This is a genomic window from Pseudomonas sp. GL_093 (genome assembly GCF_057837605.1).
Window position 1 is genome coordinate 662,200 of sequence record NZ_CM174448.1, and the last position, 22,027, is coordinate 684,226.

A 22,027-nucleotide genomic window follows, 5' to 3' on the forward strand; every position below is an offset into this window, starting at 1 on the left:
CGAATGACTATCGGGGGATCAAGCAGGGAAGTGAGGCATCTATAACGTCAAAAGCCCAATCCGAGGATTGGGCTTTTTTTCAGGGCCGCCATGGGCTCAGCTCAAAGCGCTGTTGCGTTCGATGACACGGTCACCACCACCTTCAGCCAGAGTTTGACCTTGTGGAGTGCGATCGGAACCATCAGCAGCCAGGGTTTGACCTTGTGGAGTGCGATCGGAACCGTCAGCAGCCAGGGTTTGACCTTGTGGAGTGCGATCGGAACCGTCAGCAGCCAGAGTTTGACCTTGTGGAGTACGATCGGAACCGTCAGCAGCCAGGGTTTGGCCTTGTGGAGTGCGATCAGAACCATCAGCAGCCAGGGTTTGACCCTGTGGAGTGCGATCGGAACCGTCAGCAGCCAGGGTCTGACCTTGTGGAGTGCGGTCGGAACCATCAGCAGCCAAGGTTTGACCTTGTGGAGTACGGTCCGAGCCATCCTGGGTGATCAGGCCTTTTTCTTTCAGGCGATCATTGCCACCTTCGGCGACGGTTTGGCTGAATACCGAGTGGGTGGATTTGACTTGTGGGGTCGCCTGGTCAGCAGCTGGCAGGGCGAAAGCTGTGCTGGCCAGCATTGAGAGGGTAAGGCTAAACAGTAATTGGCGTTTCATGATTGGGTGCTCCGAGGGAGGGCGATAAAGTGGGTACGAGGGCAATGCTACTCTCGATAAGTCGATATAAAAGTTCATAAACGCAATGGTAATAATCAACGGAATTGATTGTTCCGTGAAACGGCTCTAAATCGGGCGTTTCCGCCGGACGTTTTTGCGCTGAGATGGGTATTTTCCACTCACTCGCGCCTTGCAAAAGTGCGGGTCCGGTAACGCATCCTGTCGCCGACCGATTATTTGAGCGTTAAGCGGAATTTCGGTTAAACCTGCGCGCCATTTCCCAGTCCTAGACTCCATGGCAGGCCGGTTCTGGCCTAACGTTTCAAACGTGCGTCGCAGTCAGGGCGCTCAGTCGTATCAGGAGCCCTGTGCAATGACGCGCACTCGTAAAATGTTTACCTGGACCCTCGCCAGCCTTGTTGTCCTGCTGGCCGTATTGGTTCTGATCATCGCGTTCTTCGATTGGAACCGGATCAAACCACCGCTTAATGCCAAAGTTTCCGAAGAGCTGCACCGCCCGTTCGCCATCAACGGCAACCTCGCGGTGGTCTGGCAGCGCGAACCCGACGAGGGCGGCTGGCGCGCGTGGGTGCCGTGGCCGCATGTGGTGGCGGAGGATTTGAGCCTGGGCAATCCGGACTGGTCGAAGAAGCCGCAGATGGTCACCCTCAAACGCGTTGAGTTGCGCATCTCGCCCTTGGCCTTATTGGCGCAGCGCGTGGTGATCCCGCGTATTGACCTGACCGAACCGAATGCCGATCTCCAGCGCCTGGCCGATGGTCGAGCCAACTGGACCTTTAAATTCGATCCGAAAGACCCGAACGCCGAGCCTTCAAGCTGGGTGGTGGACATCGGTGCGATCGGCTTCGACAAAGGCCACGTCATCCTCGACGACCAGAGCCTGAAGACTCAGCTCGACTTGATCATCGACCCGCTGGGCAAACCGATTCCGTTCAGCGACATCGTCGGTGATAAAGCGGCGAAAACCGCGTCGGAGAAGGGCGCTGCGCCGCAGGATTATGCGTTCGCGCTGAAGGTCAAAGGCCAGTACCACGGCCAGAAACTCGCGGGCGAAGGCAAGATCGGCGGCCTGCTGGCGTTGCAGGACGCGGCCAGACCGTTCCCGCTTCAGGCACAAGCGAAAATCGCCGACACCAGTGTCGACCTGGCCGGCACCCTCACCGATCCACTGAACCTCGGCGCCCTGGACTTGCGCCTGAAACTGGCCGGCACGAGCCTGGGCAATCTCTACCCGCTGACCGGCGTAACCCTGCCGGACACACCGCCGTACGAGACTGACGGGCACTTGATCGCCAAGCTGCATGAAGCGGATGGCGCGGTGTTCCGTTACGAAGAATTCAACGGCAAGATCGGTCAGAGCGACATCCATGGCAGCCTGGCCTATGTCGCCAGTCAGCCGCGCCCGAAGCTGAGCGGCTCGCTGGTTTCCAATCAACTGCTGTTTGCCGACCTGGCCCCGCTGATCGGTGCCGATTCCAACGCCAAACAAAAGGCCCGTGGAGGCGAAAGCAAGCAGCCTGCAGACAAGGTGTTGCCGGTCGAAGAGTTCAAAACCGAGCGCTGGCGCGATATGGACGCCGACGTCGAGTTCACCGGCAAGCGCATTGTCCACAGCGAAAAACTGCCGTTCAACGATCTCTACACCCACCTGATACTCACTGACGGCGTGCTCAGCCTTGAACCCCTGCGCTTCGGCGTGGCCGGCGGCAACCTGGATGCTCAGATTCGCCTCAATGGCCGAACCGAACCGTTGGAGGGCCGGGCCAAGCTCACCGCACGCAAGTTCAAACTCAAGCAGTTGTTCCCGACCTTTGAGCCGATGAAAACCAGTTTCGGCGAGCTGAATGGCGATGCCGACATCACCGGTCGTGGCAACTCGGTGGCCAAACTGCTGGGCACCGCCAATGGCAATCTGAAGATGCTGATTAACGATGGCGCTATCAGCCGCGAGTTGATGGAGCTGGCAGGGCTCAACGTCGGCAACTACGTGGTGGGCAAGATCTTTGGCGACAAGGAAGTGAAGATCAATTGCGCTGCCGCCGACTTCGACATCAAGACTGGACTGGCGACCACGCGCCTGTTCGTCTTCGATACCGAGAACGCGATTATCTACATCGATGGCACGGCCAACATGGCGACTGAGCAACTGGACCTGACCATCAGCCCGGAATCCAAGGGCTGGCGGTTGATATCGCTGCGTTCGCCGCTGTACGTGCGGGGTAAGTTCATCAAGCCTGATGCGGGTGTGAAGGCTGTGCCGCTGATACTGCGCGGGGCGGGGATGGTGGCGTTGGGCGTGATTGCGGCGCCGGCGGCGGGGTTGCTGGCGCTGGTGGCGCCGAGCGGTGGCGAACCGAATCAGTGCGCGCCGTTGCTGGAGCAGATGAAGGCCGGCAAGGCGCCAGTCACCGTCAAACCCACCAAGTAATCCGGTACCTATAAGGACGCCATCGCGAGCAGGCTCGCTCCCACATTAGTCTGAGAACACAGGTCCAGTGTGGGAGCGAGCTTGCTCGCGATGGCGGTTCAGCAGGCGCTACATATCATTCAGGATGTCTTACCTTGGAGTGCGTTCTCTCATAGGCGCTGCCGAAGGCCGCGATTTTGGCAATAGCCCTGATAACGCTGCTTCCTCCTGCAGCCATGCAAAAAACGCTCGCACTGGCGGATGCCGTTCGCGCCCCGGCACGCACAGTGCCGCGTAACCGGCACCATCGACCTGAACCTCACCCTTGTAAGCCACCAGCAAACCACTGGCCACGCTCTCGGACACCAGAATATTGCTCGCCAGCACCAGCCCTTGCCCGGCAATCGCCGCTTGCAGGGCGTAATGCTCTTCGTCGTATTCACGGACCGCTGGCTGCCCCGCAAGCCAGGTCTCGCCGGACTGTGCGCACCAGGCCTCCCAACCGTGGGCGTACAGTTTGGAGTTGTGCCAGCGCACGCTGATCAGCGTCGGCGTTCGGCTGGCGGCCAGGGCGACTTGCTCGGGCGAGCCATAGACGCCGAAGGATTCGTCGAACAGACACAGGCCATAAAGGTTCGGGTAATCATCGAGGCTGTAGCGCACGACCAGATCGACGCTGGCGTCCTGATGCAAATCGATGACTTCGCAATGGGTATCGAGCCGCAGGCTGATGTTCGGGTGCCGGGCATAGAACCGGCCCAGCCGGGGCACTAGCCACAACGCAGCGAAAGCCGCGGTGGTGGAGATCGTCAGGCTCGCGCCGCTGCGTTGCGGGCGCAAGGTATCGACGCTTTGCGCCACTTCCAGCAAGGCGCCGTGCAAGCTGTGGAATAACCGTTCACCGCAGTCCGTCAGGCGAACTTGCCGTGGCAGTCGCTCGAATAACGGCACACCGAGCCAGGTCTCCAGTGAACGAATCTGATGGGAAACCGCCGTCGGCGTCACCGAGAGTTCTTCGGCGGCAGCCTTGAAGCTCAGCAGGCGCGAGGCGGATTCAAAGGCGCGCAGGGCGGTCAGCGGCAGCGAGGCAAACATTGAAAGCTCCATGGATGAAATCAATTCATCCAGACTGATTTTTGCTCATTTGAAGAGGGGCGGCTACGCGCTTCAAGCTGCAAGCCACAAGCAGTTTGAGTTTAGTCCTTCAGGAGATTCAGATGAGCACAGTTCTTGCCGTACATGCCAGCCCCCGTGGCGACCGTTCTCACTCCCGACGCCTGGCAGAGGTGTTTCTTTCCGCCTGGCAGGCGGCCAATCCTCAGTCGCACCTTACCCGTCGCGAAGTCGGTCGGGCGTTGATTCCGCCGGTCAATGAGGCTTTTGTGGCTGCCGCGTTTTACCCCGAGCCCGATGCGCGGCCGCTGTCGATGCAGGCCGACCTGGCGTTCAGCGATGAGCTGGTGGGGGAATTGCTCGGCCACGATCTGCTGGTGATCTCCACGCCGATGCACAACTTCAGCGTGCCCAGCGGCCTCAAGGCCTGGATCGATCAGATTGTGCGACTCGGATTGACCTTCAATCACACCCTGGACAATGGCGTGGCCCAATACGAGCCGCTGGTGCAGGGCAAAAAGGCGTTGATCGTCACCAGTCGCGGCGGGTTCGGTTTCGGGCCCGGTGGAGAACTTGAGGCGATGAACCATGCCGATCCGTTGTTGCGAACGGCGTTGGGGTTCATCGGCATCACCGACATTACGGTCGTGGCCGCCGAAGGCGAAGAATCCGAGGCGCGCACCTTCCAGATCTCCGCCGCTGAGGCCGAGCAGCGTTTGCGGGCGCTGGCCAGGGAGTTCTAGATGGCCTGGTTGTTTTTGCTGATCGCCGCCGGCTTCGAAGTCACCTTTGCCATGGGCATGAAGTACGCCGAGGGCTTCACCCGGCTCTGGCCGTCGATGATCACCGTGGTGGCCGCGGTGGGCGGGATCTACTTCCTGACCCTGGCCATGCGCGAGTTGCCGGTGAGCATCGCTTACCCGATCTGGACCGCCATCGGCTCCCTCGGCACGGTGTTTCTCGGGTTTGCGCTGCTCGGCGAAAGCCTGACGGCGGTCAAACTGGTGTCGGTGGGATTGATCGTTGCGGGGGTGGTGGGGCTGAAGTAGGGCGCGATGTCATAGACTGGTCGTCGAGTTGTCATCTTCGATGCCGATGCTTGGCTGATGTCTTGCTTTCAGCCTTGCGTCACCTCACCGATCACAAGGACGTTCGCCCATGTCGCAAGGTTCCGCCACGCGTTACCCGTTGGTGCTGGTCCCGGGAATGCTCGGGTTTATCCGTCTGCTGCTCTATCCATACTGGTACGGGATCATCTCGGCGTTGCGCCGGGGTGGGGCGACGGTGATTGCGGTGCAGGTCTCGCCGATCAACTCCTGCGAAGTGCGCGGCGAGCAACTGCTGGCGCGGATCGAGGAAATCCTGCGGGAAACCGGGGCCGAGAAAGTCAACCTGATCGGCCACAGCCAAGGGGCGCTGACCGCCCGCTATGCCGCGGCCAAACGCCCGGACCGGGTCGCTTCGGTCACCTCGGTGGCAGGCCCCAATCACGGCTCGGAACTGGCGGATTACCTGCACAAACACTATCCGGGAGACAGCGCCAAGGGGCGTTTGCTCAGCGTTTTACTGCGCTGGATCAGTGCGCTGATGAGCCTGCTGGAAACTGGTTATCACGGGCCGAAATTGCCGGTGGATATCCATGCCTCCCATCATTCACTGACGACTGAAGGCGTGGCGCTGTTCAACCAGCGTTATCCACAGGGTTTGCCTGAAACCTGGGGCGGGCATGGGCCGGAAGAGGTCAATGGCGTGCGGTATTACTCCTGGTCCGGGACCTTGCAACCGGGCAAGACCAATCGCGGGCGAAACCTGTTTGATGGGACCAACCGCAGCTGCCGGTTGTTTGCCAGAACCTTCGTTCGGGAGGTCGGGCATTGCGACGGGATGGTCGGGCGTTACAGCTCGCATCTGGGGACAGTGATTGGTGACGAGTATCCGATGGATCACTTCGACATCGTCAATCAGTCGCTGGGTTTGGTGGGCAAGGGCGCGGAGCCGGTCCGGTTGTTTGTCGAGCATGCTGCCCGATTGAAAGCCGCCGGGGTTTAGCTTCCAGACCGAGTTATCGTTCATCGTCGGAACGCCGCCCGGAGCCGGCTCGCTCCCACCGGGGCAATGCATTCCAAAATGTGGGAGCGAGCCTGCTCGCGAAGGCGTCAGATCAGGCAACCGTGACCTTACGGCCCAACACCGTGGTCCAGCGCTCCGAAAGAATCACCCCACCCAACGTCAACATCCCGCCGACCAGGTGATACATCGCCAACTGCTCATGCAGCACCACCGCCGCAATCAGCGCAGTAATCAACGGCAGCAAATTAAAAAACAACGTAGTCCGGCTCGGACCCAGACGCACCACGGCCTGCATCCATGCCAATGGCGCAACCATCGAGGCCAACAAGCAGGCGTAAAGCACCAGCGGAATGTTCTGCAGCGTCGGGCCGATCTTCGGTGACGCGAGGAACATCGGAAACAGCACCGCCACCGCCACCCATACCTGCAAATACAGCAACACCAGCGGCGGTAAACGCAGCTGCCACTTTTTCAGCAGCGTGCTGTAGATCGCGTAGGCCAGGGTGGCGATCAGCATCATTGCGTCACCCAGGTTCACCCCGTGTTCGAGCAGCGCGCCAAGGCTGCCGGATGAGACGACCACCAAAACCCCCGCGAACGACAGCACCGCACCGGCCAGTGCGCCGATGGTCAGGCGCTGGCCGAGGCTGATGATCGCCATGGCCAGTGACATCAACGGCATCAGCGACAGGATGATGCCCATGTTGGTGGCCGAGGTCAGGCTCGCCGCGAAGTACGCCAGGCTTTGGTAAACAGCCATGCCGAGCACGCCGAGCACAAAGATCTTGCCCAGGTTCGGGCGGATCGCTGGCCAATGGGCGATCACCGGTTTGAGCATGAAGGGTGTGAACAGCAGTCCGGCAAGCAGCCAGCGGTAAAAACCGATCTCGGCAGGGAAGATCGCCCCGGCCGACATTTTGGTGATCACGGTGTTGCCGGCCCAGATGAAAATGGCCAGCAGGGGATAAGCGTATTGCATCAGAGAAAACCAGAACATTAATGAGGGGTGATTATCGCCTGTCTGGATACAAGCCTATACTTCAATCCAGACAACCTGCCCCTGATGACGGACAGCATGAACAGTAAACACATCGATCTGCTCGACTTCAGCGAACTGCCTGCCCCGGTGTACTTCCGTTATGCCGATTTTGATGCGCATCGTTATGCCTCGGCGCACCGTCACCCATGGGGCACGCTGGAGTATTCGGCCCACGGTGTATTACACATGGAAATCGGTGGCAGCCGCTTCATGTCACCGCCGCAATACGCGGTGTGGGTGCCGCCGCAGGCCGAGCACAGCTTCTATAGCCATCAGCCAATCAACTATCGTGCGGTCTGCCTGGCGCCGATGATGTGCCACGACCTGCCGCAACAGGCCTGCACCCTGGCCATCAGCGACATCCTCAAAGCGATCCTCAAAGACTTCGCTGCCCGGGATGTGAAGATTCCGGAGTACGAAGCCGACAAACGTCTCGCTCAGGTGTTGGTGGATCAGCTGCAACAGGCGCCGGTGCATAAATGTTATTTGCCCTACGCCAGCAGCCCCGGCTTGCTCGGGATACTCGAAGCCTTGCAGGCCGAGCCCGGTGATAACCGGCCCTTGTCGGAGTGGGCTGCGCAGATCCATGTCAGCGAGCGCACCCTGGCGCGGCGGTTCGTGCGTGAGTTGGGCATGAGCTTTGGCGAGTGGCGGCAGCGGTTGCGGTTTCTGGCGGCGATCGAAGCGTTGGACAGCCATCGCAGCATTCAGGAGATCGCGTTCGACATGGGCTACAGCACCGGCTCAGCGTTTATCGCGATGTTTCAACGCCAGGCGGAGTGCACGCCGGAACAGTATCGACGCAGCCACCTTGAGAGCAGGAAGGTGTAACAGGTGTTGTCTACACTCCAGAGCGAGGCCGTGCTCGTCGGTGCGGCAACAAGGAGAAAACTCCATGAAGATGTTGCGTGTCCCTTTGTTGATGATCGGTTTGCTGCTCTGCGCCCAGGGCTTTGCCGCCACCGAGCAACAGAACAAGATGACCACCTGCAATGCTGACGCTACCGCGAAAACCCTCAAGGGAGACGAACGCAAAGCCTTCATGAGCAATTGCCTCAAGGCTGCACCCGCCGCCGAGGCTGCCAAACCCCTGACGCCTCAGCAAGAGAAAATGAAAACCTGCAACGCCGATGCCGCCACTAAGGCGCTCAAGGGCGATGCGCGCAAAACCTTCATGAGCGATTGCCTGAAGAAAAAATAAACATTGGAGCGGGATATGTGGGGGCGGCGAGGACCTCTTCGCGAGCAGGCTCGCTCCCACAATGGATCTGTGTACGCAGGGCAAATGTGGGAGCGGGCTTGCTCGCGAAGAGGCCGGCAAGGACATTGCAAAAATCCGCCACCATTGCGACCAAGGTCGACCTACACAATCCCTAGTGCTGGCATCGGAACGCTGGCAGACTGCCAATCCTTTTACGCCGTTCGTTTTGAGGCTGTATGCCAACGTTTTCTGAACGCCAAGTCTTATTGTCAATCAGTTGGGTCATCATCTTTGGTGGTTTGTTGCTGGTGATCCCGTTGCGATTACTGCCGAGTTTGCTGGCCGGGCTGCTGGTGTTCGAACTGGTCAACATGCTCACCCCGCAATTGCAGCGCCTGATCGAAGGTCGGCGTGCGCGCTGGCTGGCGGTGGCGTTGTTGGGGACGCTGGTGGTCAGTGTGTTGACGCTGATCTTTGCCGGTGCCTTCAGCTTTCTGCTGCATGAAGCGGAAAACCCCGGCGCTTCTCTCGACAAATTCATGGGTGTGGTTGATCGGGCGCGCGGGCAACTGCCGCCGTTCATCGACGCCTATCTGCCCGCCAGTGCCGCCGAGTTCCGCGTGGCGATTGGCGAGTGGGTGAGCAAGCACCTCAGCGACTTGCAGCTGGTGGGCAAGGACGCGGCGCACATGTTTGTGACGCTGCTGATCGGCATGGTGCTGGGGGCGATCATTGCCTTGCAACGCGTGCCGGACGTGACCAAGCGCAGGCCATTGGCCGCCGCGCTGTTCGACCGCTTGCACCTGCTGGTCCAGGCGTTTCGCAACATCGTGTTCGCCCAAATCAAGATTTCCCTGCTCAACACCTTCTTCACCGGGATTTTCCTGGTGGTGGTCCTGCCGATGTTCGGCATCAAGCTGCCGCTGACCAAAACCCTGATCGTGCTGACCTTCCTGCTCGGCTTGTTGCCGGTGATCGGCAACCTGATGTCGAACACCCTGATCACCATCGTCGGACTGTCGCTGTCGATCTGGGTGGCCGTGGCGGCGCTGGGGTACCTGATTTTTATCCACAAGCTCGAATACTTTCTCAACGCGCGCATCGTTGGCGGGCAGATCAGTGCCAAGTCGTGGGAGTTGCTGCTGGCAATGCTGGTGTTCGAGGCCGCGTTCGGTCTGCCGGGGGTGGTGGCGGGGCCGATTTATTACGCGTACCTGAAGAGTGAGTTGAAGCAGGTGGGGATGGTTTGATCAGGTGATGTGTATTGCCTGATAGGGCCCTATCGCGAGCAAGCTCGCTCCCACAGGGGAACGCATTCCAATGTGGGAGCGAGCTTGCTCGCGATGGCCTCGTCTCGGTTTCGGATCAGTCCATGTTGCCGTAGCGCTTCATCGCTTCAATCGCCAAGCCACTGCCGATGCTGCCGAAGATGTTCCCTTCCACATGCCGAGCGTTCGGCAACATCGCCGAGACGCTGTTGCGCAGTGCCGGAATTCCGCTCGAGCCGCCGGTGAAGAACACCGTATCCACCTGATCGACCCGCACGTTGGCGTCGTTCAACAGCTGGGTCACGCTGTTGCGCACGCGCTCCAGCAAGTTGTCGATGGCCGATTCGAACAGTGCCCGGCTCAACTCCACGCTCAAACCCGGTTCGATTCGGTCCAGCGGCACATGGCGGCTGTCGGCATGGGTCAGCTGGATCTTGGTTTCTTCCACTTCCATCGCCAGCCAGTGGCCGGCGCGCTGGTCGATCAGCTTGAACAGGCGATCGATGCCGCCAGTGTCTTCGATGTCGTAACGCATGCTGCCCAGCGCCAGGGTCGACTTCTGCGAATACACCGAGTTGATGGTGTGCCAGGTCGCCAGGTTCATGTGGTGGCTGGTCGGCATGTAAGCGCCGCTCTTCATCCGGCTGCCGTAGCCGAACAGCGGCATCAGGCCTTGCAGGCTCAGCTGCTTGTCGAAATCGGTCCCGCCGATGTGCACGCCGCCGGTGGCGAGGATGTCGTCGTGACGGTTGTCGTGGTTGCGGCGTTCAGGGGACAGGCGCACCAGCGAGAAGTCCGACGTACCACCGCCGATGTCGACGATCAGTACCAGCTCTTCTTTTTCAATGGTCGACTCATAGTCGAAGGCCGCCGCAATCGGTTCGTACTGGAACGAAACGTCCTTGAAACCGATGGCGCGGGCCACGTCCACCAGGGTGTTTTCGGCTTCCTGGTCGGCCAATTCATCGTCATCGACGAAGAACACCGGACGGCCGAGCACCACTTCATCGAACTCGCGACCGGCGGCGGTTTCGGCGCGCTTTTTCAGCTGGCCGATAAACAGTCCGAGCAGGTCCTTGAACGGCATCGCCGTGCCGAGGACGCTGGTGTCGTGCTTGATCAGCTTGGAACCGAGCAGGCTCTTGAGCGAGCGCATCAACCGGCCTTCATAGCCTTCCAGGTACTCGTGCAGCGCGAGGCGGCCGTACACCGGGCGGCGTTCTTCCATGTTGAAGAAGACCACCGAAGGCAGGGTGATCTTGTCGTCCTCCAGCGCGATCAGCGTTTCCATGCCGGGGCGCAGCCAGCCGACGGTGGAGTTGGACGTGCCGAAGTCGATACCACAGGCACGGGCTGGAGATGCGTTTTTCATGTCTTTCGAGTTCCGGTTAAAAAACGGCCGCGCAGTGTATGTCAGTGCGGCGCAGATTCGAAGGCCGACTATCTGCTAAATCACCACGAATAGCGCCTTGATAAGCTGGCCCGATGCCCCAAACTTGTCTGCATCGACCCTGGCAGCCCCCGGACGGTCGCAAGAACCGTCCTCCGCTGCCGATAAACTTCTGATGCGCTACCCGGTCACAATCTTGAGATCGGTCAACCTCGCGGCTGCCAATAAGCGCATGCTGCGGGTGGTGGCGCGATATCGATAACGGATGGTGATCCTTAGATGGACTTCAAAGACTATTACAAGATTCTCGGTGTGGAGCCGACTGCTGACGATAAGGCGATCAAGGCCGCCTATCGCAAGCTGGCGCGCAAGTATCACCCGGACGTCAGCAAGGAAAAGGACGCCGAGTCCAAATTCAAAGACGCCTCGGAAGCCTATGAAGCGCTGAAAAGCGCCGACAAGCGCGCCGAATACGACGACTTGCGCAAATACGGCCAGCACGGCCAACCGTTCCAGGGCCCGCCGGGTTGGCAGGGGCGTGGCGCAGGCGGTTTCGGCGGTGGTCAGGATACGGGCGATTTTTCGGACTTCTTCAGTTCGATCTTCGGCAACCGTGGCCCTGGTTTTGGTGATGGACAGTCGGGCCGTAGCGCCGGACGTCGAGGGCAAGACGTGGAAATGGAACTCGGGATTTTTCTGGAAGAAACCCTTTCGAACGAATCGAAGAAGGTCACCTTCCAGGTACCGCAGTACAACGCTGCCGGCCAGCATGTCAGCAATACCAGCAAAAGCCTGAACGTGAAGATCCCGGCCGGCGTGGCCGACGGCGAGCGCATCCGCCTCAAGGGTCAGGGTGCACCGGGCACTGGTGGCGGGGCCAATGGCGACTTGTTCCTGATCATTCGCTTTGCGCCGCACCCCAAGTTCGACGTCGAAGGCGAAAACCTGATCATTACCTTGCCGCTGGCTCCGTGGGAGTTGGCATTAGGTACTGAGGTGGCAGTGCCTACACTGACAGGCAAGATCAACCTCAAGGTTCCGGCCGGCAGCCAGAACGGCCAGCGCATGCGCGCCAAGGGTCACGGCTTGATGAACAAGGCCGGTCATCGCGGTTATCTGTTTGTACAACTCAAGGCAGTCATGCCTAAAACCTCGGACGACGAGGTCAAGGCGCTGTGGCAGGAACTGGCGAAAAAAGCGGCTTTCAACCCCAGAGAAAACTTCTGATCCAAGAGACGGAGTAGCCCATCATGAGCAACCCCCTGATCGTTCAACTGGACATGGCAGAATTCTGTGAGGCGACCGACCTGTCGGACGTCTACGTGATCGAGATCGTCGAGCACGGCATCCTCGAACCTCAGGGCAACCAGCCCAAGGATTGGCGTTTCAACGATTATGAACTGGCACTGGCCAAGCGTGCCGCCAAGCTGCGGCACGATCTGGAGCTGGAATGGGAAGGCGTCGCCCTGGCGCTGGACCTGCTTGAGGAAGTGCAGCAACTGCGCGCCGAGAATCGCATGCTCAAGCAGCGGTTGGCTCGGTTGATCGTCGAGTAGCCAAAATATAGGGATAAACACTCGATAGGTGGCGAGGGGGCAATCCCCTCACCACAATGCGGTGCTGCTGAACATCATCGGCTACAAAACCACCCGCGACACTCTCGGCAACACCACACTAAACGTCGTGCCTTCGGTCTCGCTGGGGCTGACTTCTGTCGTGCCCTGATGCGCATCCACTACTTGTTTGACGATAGGGCATAAGACCAACGCAAAACAAAGGGTGTTATATATGTATGTTCAACTCTTTAATAGTTGAACGATCACGCTATTGAATGGCCGTCGGTCCAGCAGTTTTTTAGTCTTTTATTTCAGGGGGTGGCGCTTAAGCTGATCACTCCTATCGTTACTTTGGTTGTTACATAATGTCTGAATTAAAAGGGTTGGAAGGTGTTGAACAAGTTCCGGTTAATCCAGTTGCACATAAAGGCCCTCACCACGAACGTATTGTCCAGGCGCTGCCCAGCGCTATAACAGAAGCGCCGGTGAGTCGACTGTTATCACTGGACGGTTTAAATGATTTAAATACAATTTTTCCCGATTGGTACATGAACGCGTCCAGCCTCAATCGGCGCTACCTCTCGCAACTGGTCGAGGAGCGCTGGCGCTTGCAAGCGAAGGTCGATGGCCCGCTGAAAAACCTGCAACAGGACATTCAGGCGTTCGCCAAACCCTTGCTGTCCACGCTCATCAGGTCGAATTTCAACACCCGTGTCGACGTCAGCCAACTGACGGTGAAGCTGTATGTGCCGGACAAGATTCTCCTGGCGATCGACCGTGGCGCCAGCTATCTGCGCGAATCCACGCTGCTGGAGGCGGCCTTGCACAACTTCGAAGAGCCGGAAACCGCTGAAGATCATTTCAGGACCGGTTCCGGTGTGTATTCAAGGAACTTCAAAGGAGAGTTGAAACTTGAAGCAACAATGACCACCCAAAAAATCGCCACGCTGTGTCGGCGCCTGGATCTGGGGGGGCAGTATCAATCTCATATAAAAAGCATTCTGTTGCCGTCCGACCCGAAGGCCCGGCAGTTATTGGAAGAACATGCGCTGGCCGCGCAGAAAGCGTCCTTTAATCTGGACGCGTTGATGGCTTATTTGAAAAAAGATATCAGCGAGTCTGCCTACGGCAAACTTCAACAGGTGCGTGATGGCAAACGCGATATCACCTTTCATGGTCAGCCACTGCACCGGCATCGGCTCTCGCTGATGGGTTTCGCGTTGCACGGCATCGTGTTGTTCAGTGCGGTGAGCCAGCCGTCCAGGGTCAAGTCGTTGGTCGACGAATTGACGCCTGACGGTCTGAAGTTCTGGAGCGACTGGTCGCAACGCATGCCGGCGCTGACGGGTAGTTACTACGACAAGTACAAACTGCTGCAGTCGTTCCTGGCCAACGGCCCTGCCGGCGTGCATGAGGACATGCTGCGCCGCGAAGATATCTATCAGCAAAGTCATCTGGACGGACCGGTGATTGCCTACGTGCAGGACGATCCGCTGCACCCGCTGAAAGAGTACGACTCGCTCGCCGACTTCATGAAAGAGCTGCTTGGCCAGCTGCGCGATACGCAGTATCAGGAGTTTTTCAGTCGCTTCGTGGCGCAGAAGGACAAGGGCAAATTCTTCGCCCGGGTCAAAGAGCGGCTGACGCGTGTTGTCTGGCAACAACGCGAGCCGTTGGACATGGGCCCCTGGTGGCGGGAAACCGCAGTCGAAAACCCGACCGCAGAGCCCATCACCAACCTGATTGCCGGGGACGGGTGGCAATGGCTGTACGTCGACAAACGCAATAAAGCCATCGCCGATGCGCGGGTCATCGCGGTGCCGACCGGCGATGAGGATGCCACCACGCGCTGGAAACGCCTGACCAGCTATCTGGACATTGGCTGGAACGTGTTCAACTTCGTCGGGATGTTGATTCCGGGCGTGGGCGAAGTGCTGTTGGGGGTGATGGTGGCGCAGATCGCCGAGGAACTTCTGGAGGGTATCGAAGACTGGAGCAAGGGCGACCGGGAGGAGGCCGGGGCGCACATCAACGGGGTGCTGATCAACTTTGCCCAATTGGCGCTGATGGGCGCCGGGCATGTGCTGCCCCGGGGGGCCGTCGCAACGGTCAAGCCCAGCGCGCTGATCGACAGCCTTGAACCGGTGGAGATGCCCGATGGCAAGACCCGATTGTGGAAATCCGACGTCGGGCCTTATGCGCACCCGGTGGCGCTGCCGGACAATGCCGTGCCCAACGACATCGGTCTGATCGAACTGGGTGACAAGCAGTGGCTGCGGCTGGAGGAAAAACACTATCAGGTGAGCCAGGACCCGGTGACGGGTCAGCATCGGTTGGAACATCCGCAGCGTCCCACGGCCTACAAGCCGGTGGTGGAGCACAACAAGGCCGGTGCCTGGAAGGTCGAGACCGAGCGGCCGCTGGAGTGGGAAGCGAAACGGTTGATGCAGCGCATGCACACCACGCTCGACGGATACTCTGCGCAGACGTTAGGCATGATTCAACACGTGAGCGGGGTAGACGAAAGCCTGCTGCGCCGGTTGCACGTCGAGCATGAAACCCCGCCCGCGCTGCTGTGCGATACCTTCTTGCGCTTCAATACCTATGCCGATGCGGAACGATTCCCGCAGCACATCGCGGCTAACCAGATTCCAGAGACGATGATTGGCTTTGTGCCAGAGGTCACGGTTGAACTGCCGCGTTGGCCCGAGAATAGGGCCCTGGAAGTTTTCGAGGCGTCGGATCGTTCCGGGACCTCCGTCAAACACGGCAATGCAACGGCATCCGAGCCGATGACGATCAAGGTCAGTCGTTCCGAAGTGGCTGCCGGTAAGCTGCCCGAGCGAGTCATTGAATCGCTGAACGAAACCGAGATTCGCGACCTGCTCGGCGATGAGGTCGCGGTGGGTACACCTGAGCGTATTGATGCGCTACGCAAGCAGTTGGTTGTGCAGGCAGGGAAGCACAAGAAAACCGTATTCGATGCACTTTACAAAGGCCGCGATGTTTCCAGCGACCCTCGTGTGCAGCGAGTGCTCAATGACGTTCCGGAGTTGCCGGCCAGCGTTGCGCTGGAATTGCTGGAGCATGCCGAGCCGGCCGATCTGCAACACCTGAGCGAAAAACAGCGTCTCTCGCTGCGCTTGCGTCAACAGGCCCGGGCAGTGCGTGACCGGGTGCGATTGAACCGGGCTTATGAGGGCCTCTACCTTGAGGAGCTGGCCAGTGCCGACTCGCGCAGGCTCGAACTGGGCTCCTTGGCTGGCCTGCCCGGGTGGTCCGATGAGGTGCGGATCGAAATTCACGAACTGGGTTTCGGCGGGAAGCTGCACGCCAGTGTGGGGCCGGAAAGTGCGCCCATCCGCAAGGTGCTGATTCTCGAGGAAGACGGGCGTTACCAGACGCGGGACGCGGATGATCGGCATTTGCACGGCCGCGATGAGTTCTATGCTTCGGTCTTGCACGCCCTGCCGGATGCGCAACGCAACGCGTTGGGCTATGGCATTCACGAAGACGCACGGCTCAAGTTTAATGTACAGCGCTCACCCCTGAGCCATGATCAGTTCGCGTCGACGTTGCTCGAGCATCCCATTCGTAAACCGGCTTACGATCCGCACACAATGAAGCTGCCTGGAGGCATGGACGGCTATCGAAGCGTTTCCGGGGAGTCGAATGCACGGCTTCGCGTGCGCAGCCTTTATCCAACCCTCACAGATACAGAGCTCGATGCGTTTATTGAGACCTTGCGTCAGCGAAATACCTCGGTTGGGCTAGAGGTCCAGGCGCTTGAGATCGAATTCAACCAGATGGTTTCAACCCTGAAACGCTGGGTGAACGGGCCGACCCGGGATTTTCGTTTGAGCCCCAGTGGCATTGCCGAGTGGAATGCCAGGAACACCCTCGCCAAAAAGCTCAGGCAGTGTTGGCAGCGTACGGGGCCAAGGCACGTGGATGCGAGTGGGAGGGTTCTTGGACAGACACTGGACCTGAGCGATTTTGAATTGCATATGCACATCGATCGTATGCCCCGACTGGCGGCCAACTTCGATCACGTCACGCGTCTGTGGTTACGCAATACCGGGCTATCGAATGTCGAGCAACCTTTTCTTCGTTCCTTTCGCAAGGTGCAGGTGCTGGACCTTGCGCGGAACAGATTGACGTCGCTGCCATCGAGCATCGCCCAAATGCCGCACCTGACAGACCTGGATCTCACGCGAAACCGGATTGTGCTTAACATCCTCGATCGCGAGATGCTCAAAAACCGTACCCTGCTGGCCAGTTTACGTTTGGGTGAAAACCCGTTGGGGTTGTTACCGAACATCAGTCGCATGCCTGACTTGCATACCCTGGTGCTGACTCATACAGGGGCCACCACGTGGCCTCCCGGGCTGTTTGACCGACCACGGTTCAGGCACTTTTTCCTGGACCTGCGTTACAACGTGTTGACGGACATTCCGCGCGTTACGCCGGGCACGTGGGGCGCAGAGCTGTTGGGGCGTACCTGGCTCAGTCGCGAGCCCGCGTGGATGTCAGCTGAAAATCTGGAACGCCTCAAAGACTATGTTCGCTCGGCGGGCATGGACCCTGAGCGTCCTTACCCTCCCATGGGTGTGCGCACCAGCATCCAGTGGGAGGAAGGATTGACCCGACGTGATTGGGTCAGCAAGCAAGAGGTCTGGAACGCGGTTGAGGATGAATTCAACTCAACGGATTTTTTTGAAGAAATCAATGCCCTGACCCTGTCCGCCGACTTCACCGCCAGCAAGGTCTATCGAGCCGATTTGACGGCCAAGGTCTGGCGAATGATGGACACCATGGCTGAGAACGCTCCATTACGAGAGCAGTTTTTCAGGGAGGCCAACATGCGATCCAACTGCGTCGATGGCGCCACACAGCTTTTCAACGTCATGGGTGTGGAGGTGCTGGTCCACGAAGCATTGGCGCTCGGCAATAACGGTTTGATCGAGGCTGAGCTGGTGAGCCTGGCAAAGGGCAAGTCGCGCCTGGATGAAGTCGAGAGAATCGCCAAGCGTCATATCGTGGAGCGCGAGGCGGCGGGTGAACAATTCCGACGTTTGGACGCCGCACGTAATGTCACAGGCACCATCGATGAGGTGGAGGTTCACCTGGCCTTCATGACGGACCTGGCAGAGAGGCTGGACCTGCCATGGCAGGCGCGCGGCATGCAGTTTCGCAAGATCGCAGGCGTCACCAGCGAAATGATCGAGGGCGCCTATCAACGGGTTTTGGGGCTGGAGGAGGGTGACCTGCTGCGTAACTCGATTGCCGAGCAACCTTTCTGGAAGTCCTTCGTCGAGCGCTTGAATGGCTCGCGCTTCAGGGCGATTGATCGCAAGACCATTACCACCACCGAGTTCAAGGTTGCCCTGGATGAACGGGCCGACAGCGCAACGCTGTCGCTGGAGGAAAAGGCTGGTTTGAAAGAGCGAATCCGCGTACTGGCCGCTGAGCTTGGCGAGCCGGAAAGTGCCTTTGCCCCCGGCCACATCATGACCGACGAGGCCTACGCCCAAGCGCTGGAAACGATCAAGGCCGAGCGTGAAGCCTTGCTGTTGCAGCTGACCCAGGAAGCCATGGACCGGGCGAAACTGAATCGGGTTGAAATACCTTTTACGGTTGCCCCGGGCAACTGATACCTGAACGTCTCAGCCCCGAGTGCCGCATTGTGCACTCGGGGCTTTTGTACGCTTGAGGTGTCAGAACAGGAAATAGCGCTGCGCCATCGGCAACACATCCGCCGGTTCACACCACAGCAAAACGCCGTCGGCCTTGACCTGATAAGTCTGCGGATCGACGTCGATGTCTGGCAGGTAATCGTTGTGTATCAGGTCGGTTTTCTGCACGTCGCGGCAGCCTTTGACCACGGCGATTTTCTTCTTCAGACCCAGGGCTTCCGGCAACCCGGCATCCGAAGCAGCCTGGCTGATAAAGGTCAGGCTGGTGGCATGCAGCGAGCCACCGTAGCTGGCAAACATCGGACGGTAATGCACCGGTTGCGGCGTCGGGATCGACGCGTTGGCATCGCCCATCAGGCTGGCGGCGATGGCGCCGCCCTTGAGGATCAGCGTTGGTTTGACGCCGAAGAACGCCGGGCGCCAGAGCACCAGATCGGCCCATTTACCCACTTCGATCGAGCCCACTTCATGACTGATGCCGTGGGTGATCGCCGGGTTGATGGTGTACTTGGCGATGTAGCGTTTGGCGCGGAAGTTGTCGTTGCCTTCGCCGTCACCGGGCAATGGACCTCGCTGCTTTTTCATCTTGTCGGCGGTCTGCCAGGTGCGCGTGATGACTTCGCCAACGCGGCCCATGGCCTGGCTGTCGGAGCTGATCATCGAGAACGCGCCGAGGTCGTGAAGGATGTCTTCGGCGGCGATGGTTTCACGACGGATGCGGCTTTCGGCGAAGGCCACGTCTTCGGCAATGCTTGGGTCCAGGTGATGGCAGACCATCAGCATGTCCAGGTGTTCGTCGATGGTGTTGCGGGTGAACGGCCGGGTCGGGTTGGTCGAGCTCGGCAGCACGTTGGCAAAGCCGCAGGCCTTGATGATGTCCGGCGCGTGACCGCCGCCCGCACCTTCGGTGTGATAGGTGTGGATGGTGCGGCCCTTGAAGGCGGCGAGGGTGGTTTCGACGAAGCCCGATTCGTTGAGCGTGTCGGTGTGGATCGCCACTTGTACGTCGTACTGGTCGGCGACGTTCAGGCAGTTGTCGATGCTCGCCGGGGTGGTGCCCCAGTCTTCGTGCAACTTTAGGCCGATGGCACCGGCCTTGACCTGCTCGATCAGCGGTTCCGGCAGGCTAGCGTTGCCCTTGCCGGTGAAGCCTATGTTCATTGGGAACGCATCGGCGGCCTGGAGCATGCGCGCCAGGTGCCACGGGCCGGAGGTGCAGGTGGTGGCGTTGGTCCCGGTGGCCGGGCCGGTGCCGCCACCGATCATGGTGGTGACGCCGCTCATCAATGCCTCTTCGATCTGCTGCGGGCAGATGAAATGGATGTGCGTGTCGATGCCGCCGGCGGTGAGGATCATGCCTTCACCGGCGATGACTTCGGTGCTGGCGCCGACTGCGATGGTCACGTTCGGCTGGATGTCGGGGTTGCCGGCCTTGCCGATGGCGGCGATGCGCCCGTCCTTGAGGCCGACGTCGGCTTTGACGATGCCCCAGTGGTCGATGATCAGCGCGTTGGTGATCAGCGTGTCGACCACTTCTGCGGCCAGTAATTGGCTTTGACCCTGACCATCGCGGATGACTTTGCCGCCGCCGAATTTCACTTCTTCGCCGTAGGTGGTGAAGTCTTTTTCGACCTCGATCCACAGCTCGGTGTCGGCCAGACGGACCTTGTCACCGACGGTGGGGCCGAACATGTCGGCGTAGGCCTGACGGGAAATCTTCATTCGTTCGCCTTGAGATTCAATTGAATTTGAGACCGCTCGCATAGCTCGCTAATCGCGAGCAAGCTCGCTCCCACAGTTGATCGCATTCCCCTGTGGGAGCGAGCTTGCTCCGGGCGGCGATCCGACGATGGGGCCAGAGCCGGCACTGCATTACTTACAGATCGCCCATGATCCTGCCGGCAAACCCGAACACCCGGCGATGCCCGGCCAGGTCTACCAACTCGACCTCGCGGCTCTGTCCCGGCTCGAAGCGCACGGCGGTGCCGGCGGGGATGTTCAGGCGCATGCCGCGGCTGGCGGCGCGGTCGAAGGTCAGGGCGTCGTTGGTTTCGAAAAAGTGATAGTGCGAGCCGACCTGGATCGGACGGTCGCCGCTGTTGGCCACCTTCAGGCTGAGGGTGCGGCGGCCCACGTTGAGTTCGATGTCACCGGGCTGGATCTGGTATTCACCGGGAATCATCAATGGGCTCCTTGGAGAATCTTGTAGTAGAGCGCGGTCGGTTTGTAGCGACCGCTCGGGTCGCAGGCATAGTCGGGGATTACGCCGGCGCGGGTGTAACCCAGGGCTTTGTAGAAGTCTTCGGCGGGAGAGCCGGCCTCGGTGTCGAGGTAGAGCATGCCGCGCTTGTGCTGGAGGGCGGCCGTTTCCAGCGCACTCATCAACTGCTGCCCCAGACCCCGGCGACGCGCATGTTCGCGCACCAGCAGTTTTTGCACTTCGGCGCGGTTCAGGCCGTTGGACTTTTGACACAGGGTCAGTTGCACACTGGCCTGCACTTGCTCGTCCTTGACCACCACCCACAGCAGCACATTGCCCTTGTTCAGGTTCTCCTGGACATCATCGAAATAGGCTCGGGCCTGGGTGGCGTCCAGATTGGCCATGAACCCGACGCTGGCGCCATAGCCGACGGCGTCGAGCAGCAGATCAATCAAACCCTGACGATAGTGCGCAAAGCTTTCAACATTGACGCGGCGCAGTTGGGCGGCGTTCATGGGCAATTACTCCTTGTTGGCAGTCGGCGGCTCCGCGCCAGGATTGAGGGTCAGTTGCATAAAAGTCAGGTCCAGCCAGCGACCGAACTTGGTGCCCACCTGAGGCATCTGGCCGGTCGTCACGAAACCGGCTCGTTCATGCAGGCGAATAGACGCGGCGTTACCGCTTTCGATGGCGGCGACCATCACGTGTTTGTCGCAGCCTTTGGCGCGCTCGATCAACGCGATCATCAATTGCGGGCCGAGACCATTGCCACGCTGGTCGCTGCGCACGTAAACCGAATGCTCGACGGTGTGGCGGAACCCGTCGAACGGCCGCCAGTCACCGAATGAAGCGTAGCCCAGTACCGTGTTGTCGCCGTCGACGATCACCAGAATCGGGTAACCCTGGGATTGCCGGGCGCTGAACCAGGCCTGGCGGTTACCCAGGTCCACGGCCTGTTCGTTCCAGATGGCCGTGGTGTTGAGCACGGCGTCGTTGTAGATGTCGCGGATCGCCGGCAAGTCGGCATGCGCTGCATCGCGGATGTGGTAAGTCATGGCGCGGCCTCAGGCGATCGGTTGGTGAACGGTGACCAGTTTGGTGCCGTCGGGAAAGGTCGCTTCGACCTGGATCTCCGGGATCATTTCCGGGATGCCTTCCATCACTTGTTCGCGGCTGAGCAGGGTCGTGCCGAAGTGCATCAGCTCGGCCACGGTCCGGCCGTCACGCGCGCCTTCGAGCAGCGCGGCGGAAATGTAGGCCATGGCTTCCGGGTAGTTGAGTTTCACGCCGCGCGCCAAACGTCGCTCGGCCACGAGGCCGGCGGTGAAGATCAACAGCTTGTCTTTTTCGCGTGGGGTCAGGTCCATCGTTTGGAATCCATAATCGGCAGTTAAAAAGTCATTCAGATCTGTGAA

General features: G+C 59.6%; 19 protein-coding genes. 10 read left to right on the forward strand and 9 right to left on the reverse strand.

The window, feature by feature from the left end; all coding sequences use genetic code 11:
- Positions 1 to 96: 96 nt before the first annotated feature.
- A complete protein-coding gene (locus AC3IUE_RS02895; protein ID WP_080932502.1) occupies positions 97 to 651 on the reverse strand; it encodes a WD40 repeat domain-containing protein in 555 nt (184 codons plus the stop codon).
- 373 nt (positions 652 to 1,024) lie between these two features.
- Between AC3IUE_RS02895 and AC3IUE_RS02900 the strand changes: the two genes are divergently transcribed.
- Positions 1,025 to 3,100, forward strand: a complete 2,076-nt coding sequence (locus tag AC3IUE_RS02900) for an AsmA family protein (RefSeq protein WP_489265438.1) — start codon at positions 1,025 to 1,027, stop codon at positions 3,098 to 3,100.
- A 129-nt stretch (positions 3,101 to 3,229) separates the two neighbouring features.
- Here the strand turns inward: AC3IUE_RS02900 and AC3IUE_RS02905 are convergent, their stop codons facing one another.
- On the reverse strand, positions 3,230 to 4,186 hold the full coding sequence (locus tag AC3IUE_RS02905; RefSeq protein WP_489265440.1) for a LysR substrate-binding domain-containing protein: 957 nt from the start codon (positions 4,184 to 4,186) through the stop codon (positions 3,230 to 3,232).
- Between the two features lie 110 nt (positions 4,187 to 4,296).
- On the opposite strand from AC3IUE_RS02905, the gene AC3IUE_RS02910 reads away from it, so the two are divergent.
- The 3 genes from AC3IUE_RS02910 to AC3IUE_RS02920 all read left to right on the forward strand — a co-directional run bounded on the left by AC3IUE_RS02910 (position 4,297) and on the right by AC3IUE_RS02920 (position 6,241).
- Positions 4,297 to 4,935, forward strand: a complete 639-nt coding sequence (locus tag AC3IUE_RS02910) for an FMN-dependent NADH-azoreductase (RefSeq protein ID WP_489265442.1) — start codon at positions 4,297 to 4,299, stop codon at positions 4,933 to 4,935.
- Complete coding sequence (locus AC3IUE_RS02915) at positions 4,936 to 5,241, forward strand: DMT family transporter (RefSeq protein WP_008157366.1); 306 nt, start codon at positions 4,936 to 4,938, stop codon at positions 5,239 to 5,241.
- Positions 5,242 to 5,350: 109 nt separating this feature from the next.
- On the forward strand, positions 5,351 to 6,241 hold the full coding sequence (locus AC3IUE_RS02920) for an alpha/beta fold hydrolase (protein WP_489265445.1): 891 nt from the start codon (positions 5,351 to 5,353) through the stop codon (positions 6,239 to 6,241).
- Positions 6,242 to 6,353: 112 nt separating this feature from the next.
- Here AC3IUE_RS02920 and AC3IUE_RS02925 read toward each other — a convergent pair whose 3' ends face one another.
- Positions 6,354 to 7,241 carry a DMT family transporter gene (locus tag AC3IUE_RS02925; protein WP_489265447.1) on the reverse strand — a complete coding sequence of 296 codons (888 nt, stop codon included), beginning with the start codon at positions 7,239 to 7,241 and terminating at the stop codon, positions 6,354 to 6,356.
- A gap of 96 nt (positions 7,242 to 7,337) precedes the next feature.
- On the opposite strand from AC3IUE_RS02925, the gene AC3IUE_RS02930 reads away from it, so the two are divergent.
- From AC3IUE_RS02930 to AC3IUE_RS02940, 3 genes are all read left to right on the forward strand, one after another.
- The gene (locus AC3IUE_RS02930; RefSeq protein ID WP_461996833.1) at positions 7,338 to 8,132 is read left to right on the forward strand and encodes an AraC family transcriptional regulator; all 795 of its coding nucleotides are present in this window, start codon (positions 7,338 to 7,340) and stop codon (positions 8,130 to 8,132) included.
- A 64-nt stretch (positions 8,133 to 8,196) separates the two neighbouring features.
- Positions 8,197 to 8,502, forward strand: a complete 306-nt coding sequence (locus AC3IUE_RS02935) for a PsiF family protein (RefSeq protein WP_046044794.1) — start codon at positions 8,197 to 8,199, stop codon at positions 8,500 to 8,502.
- A 236-nt stretch (positions 8,503 to 8,738) separates the two neighbouring features.
- On the forward strand, positions 8,739 to 9,752 hold the full coding sequence (locus tag AC3IUE_RS02940) for an AI-2E family transporter (protein WP_046044793.1): 1,014 nt from the start codon (positions 8,739 to 8,741) through the stop codon (positions 9,750 to 9,752).
- A 115-nt stretch (positions 9,753 to 9,867) separates the two neighbouring features.
- Here the strand turns inward: AC3IUE_RS02940 and AC3IUE_RS02945 are convergent, their stop codons facing one another.
- A complete protein-coding gene (locus AC3IUE_RS02945; RefSeq protein ID WP_489265451.1) occupies positions 9,868 to 11,142 on the reverse strand; it encodes an Hsp70 family protein in 1,275 nt (424 codons plus the stop codon).
- A 297-nt stretch (positions 11,143 to 11,439) separates the two neighbouring features.
- On the opposite strand from AC3IUE_RS02945, the gene AC3IUE_RS02950 reads away from it, so the two are divergent.
- The 3 genes from AC3IUE_RS02950 to AC3IUE_RS02960 all read left to right on the forward strand — a co-directional run bounded on the left by AC3IUE_RS02950 (position 11,440) and on the right by AC3IUE_RS02960 (position 18,370).
- Positions 11,440 to 12,387 carry a DnaJ C-terminal domain-containing protein gene (locus AC3IUE_RS02950; protein ID WP_489265453.1) on the forward strand — a complete coding sequence of 316 codons (948 nt, stop codon included), beginning with the start codon at positions 11,440 to 11,442 and terminating at the stop codon, positions 12,385 to 12,387.
- Between the two features lie 23 nt (positions 12,388 to 12,410).
- Complete coding sequence (locus tag AC3IUE_RS02955) at positions 12,411 to 12,716, forward strand: chaperone modulator CbpM (RefSeq protein ID WP_489265455.1); 306 nt, start codon at positions 12,411 to 12,413, stop codon at positions 12,714 to 12,716.
- Positions 12,717 to 13,264: 548 nt separating this feature from the next.
- Positions 13,265 to 18,370 carry an NEL-type E3 ubiquitin ligase domain-containing protein gene (locus AC3IUE_RS02960; protein WP_489265457.1) on the forward strand — a complete coding sequence of 1,702 codons (5,106 nt, stop codon included), beginning with the start codon at positions 13,265 to 13,267 and terminating at the stop codon, positions 18,368 to 18,370.
- 63 nt (positions 18,371 to 18,433) lie between these two features.
- On the opposite strand, the gene ureC is transcribed toward AC3IUE_RS02960, so the two are convergent.
- The 5 genes from ureC to ureA all read right to left on the reverse strand — a co-directional run bounded on the left by ureC (position 18,434) and on the right by ureA (position 21,979).
- On the reverse strand, positions 18,434 to 20,134 hold the full coding sequence (gene ureC, locus AC3IUE_RS02965; RefSeq protein ID WP_489265459.1) for an urease subunit alpha: 1,701 nt from the start codon (positions 20,132 to 20,134) through the stop codon (positions 18,434 to 18,436).
- 154 nt (positions 20,135 to 20,288) lie between these two features.
- Positions 20,289 to 20,594: an urease subunit beta gene (locus AC3IUE_RS02970; RefSeq protein WP_030128285.1), complete on the reverse strand. Its 306-nt coding sequence runs from the start codon at positions 20,592 to 20,594 to the stop codon at positions 20,289 to 20,291.
- Complete coding sequence (locus AC3IUE_RS02975) at positions 20,594 to 21,127, reverse strand: GNAT family N-acetyltransferase (protein WP_489265462.1); 534 nt, start codon at positions 21,125 to 21,127, stop codon at positions 20,594 to 20,596. The genes AC3IUE_RS02970 and AC3IUE_RS02975 overlap by 1 nt, the downstream gene beginning before the upstream one ends.
- 6 nt (positions 21,128 to 21,133) lie before the next feature.
- Positions 21,134 to 21,667: a GNAT family N-acetyltransferase gene (locus AC3IUE_RS02980; RefSeq protein WP_489265464.1), complete on the reverse strand. Its 534-nt coding sequence runs from the start codon at positions 21,665 to 21,667 to the stop codon at positions 21,134 to 21,136.
- Positions 21,668 to 21,676: 9 nt separating this feature from the next.
- Positions 21,677 to 21,979: an urease subunit gamma gene (gene ureA / locus AC3IUE_RS02985; RefSeq protein WP_033055605.1), complete on the reverse strand. Its 303-nt coding sequence runs from the start codon at positions 21,977 to 21,979 to the stop codon at positions 21,677 to 21,679.
- Between the last annotated feature and the right edge of the window lie 48 nt (positions 21,980 to 22,027).

What these genes read in the sequence shown, in the direction of transcription:
- AC3IUE_RS02940 (WP_046044793.1), top strand. Translation starts at nt 8,739, where the DNA reads ATGCCAACGTTTTCTGAACGCCAAGTCTTATTGTCAATCAGTTGGGTC.
- AC3IUE_RS02930 (WP_461996833.1), top strand. Translation starts at nt 7,338, where the DNA reads ATGAACAGTAAACACATCGATCTGCTCGACTTCAGCGAACTGCCTGCC.
- AC3IUE_RS02980 (WP_489265464.1), bottom strand. Translation starts at nt 21,667, where the DNA reads ATGACTTACCACATCCGCGATGCAGCGCATGCCGACTTGCCGGCGATC.
- AC3IUE_RS02900 (WP_489265438.1), top strand. Translation starts at nt 1,025, where the DNA reads ATGACGCGCACTCGTAAAATGTTTACCTGGACCCTCGCCAGCCTTGTT.
- ureA (WP_033055605.1), bottom strand. Translation starts at nt 21,979, where the DNA reads ATGGACCTGACCCCACGCGAAAAAGACAAGCTGTTGATCTTCACCGCC.
- AC3IUE_RS02925 (WP_489265447.1), bottom strand. Translation starts at nt 7,241, where the DNA reads ATGCAATACGCTTATCCCCTGCTGGCCATTTTCATCTGGGCCGGCAAC.
- AC3IUE_RS02970 (WP_030128285.1), bottom strand. Translation starts at nt 20,594, where the DNA reads ATGATTCCCGGTGAATACCAGATCCAGCCCGGTGACATCGAACTCAAC.
- AC3IUE_RS02910 (WP_489265442.1), top strand. Translation starts at nt 4,297, where the DNA reads ATGAGCACAGTTCTTGCCGTACATGCCAGCCCCCGTGGCGACCGTTCT.
- AC3IUE_RS02895 (WP_080932502.1), bottom strand. Translation starts at nt 651, where the DNA reads ATGAAACGCCAATTACTGTTTAGCCTTACCCTCTCAATGCTGGCCAGC.
- AC3IUE_RS02920 (WP_489265445.1), top strand. Translation starts at nt 5,351, where the DNA reads ATGTCGCAAGGTTCCGCCACGCGTTACCCGTTGGTGCTGGTCCCGGGA.
- AC3IUE_RS02905 (WP_489265440.1), bottom strand. Translation starts at nt 4,186, where the DNA reads ATGGAGCTTTCAATGTTTGCCTCGCTGCCGCTGACCGCCCTGCGCGCC.
- AC3IUE_RS02915 (WP_008157366.1), top strand. Translation starts at nt 4,936, where the DNA reads ATGGCCTGGTTGTTTTTGCTGATCGCCGCCGGCTTCGAAGTCACCTTT.
- AC3IUE_RS02955 (WP_489265455.1), top strand. Translation starts at nt 12,411, where the DNA reads ATGAGCAACCCCCTGATCGTTCAACTGGACATGGCAGAATTCTGTGAG.
- AC3IUE_RS02935 (WP_046044794.1), top strand. Translation starts at nt 8,197, where the DNA reads ATGAAGATGTTGCGTGTCCCTTTGTTGATGATCGGTTTGCTGCTCTGC.
- AC3IUE_RS02975 (WP_489265462.1), bottom strand. Translation starts at nt 21,127, where the DNA reads ATGAACGCCGCCCAACTGCGCCGCGTCAATGTTGAAAGCTTTGCGCAC.
- ureC (WP_489265459.1), bottom strand. Translation starts at nt 20,134, where the DNA reads ATGAAGATTTCCCGTCAGGCCTACGCCGACATGTTCGGCCCCACCGTC.
- AC3IUE_RS02950 (WP_489265453.1), top strand. Translation starts at nt 11,440, where the DNA reads ATGGACTTCAAAGACTATTACAAGATTCTCGGTGTGGAGCCGACTGCT.
- AC3IUE_RS02960 (WP_489265457.1), top strand. Translation starts at nt 13,265, where the DNA reads ATGAACGCGTCCAGCCTCAATCGGCGCTACCTCTCGCAACTGGTCGAG.
- AC3IUE_RS02945 (WP_489265451.1), bottom strand. Translation starts at nt 11,142, where the DNA reads ATGAAAAACGCATCTCCAGCCCGTGCCTGTGGTATCGACTTCGGCACG.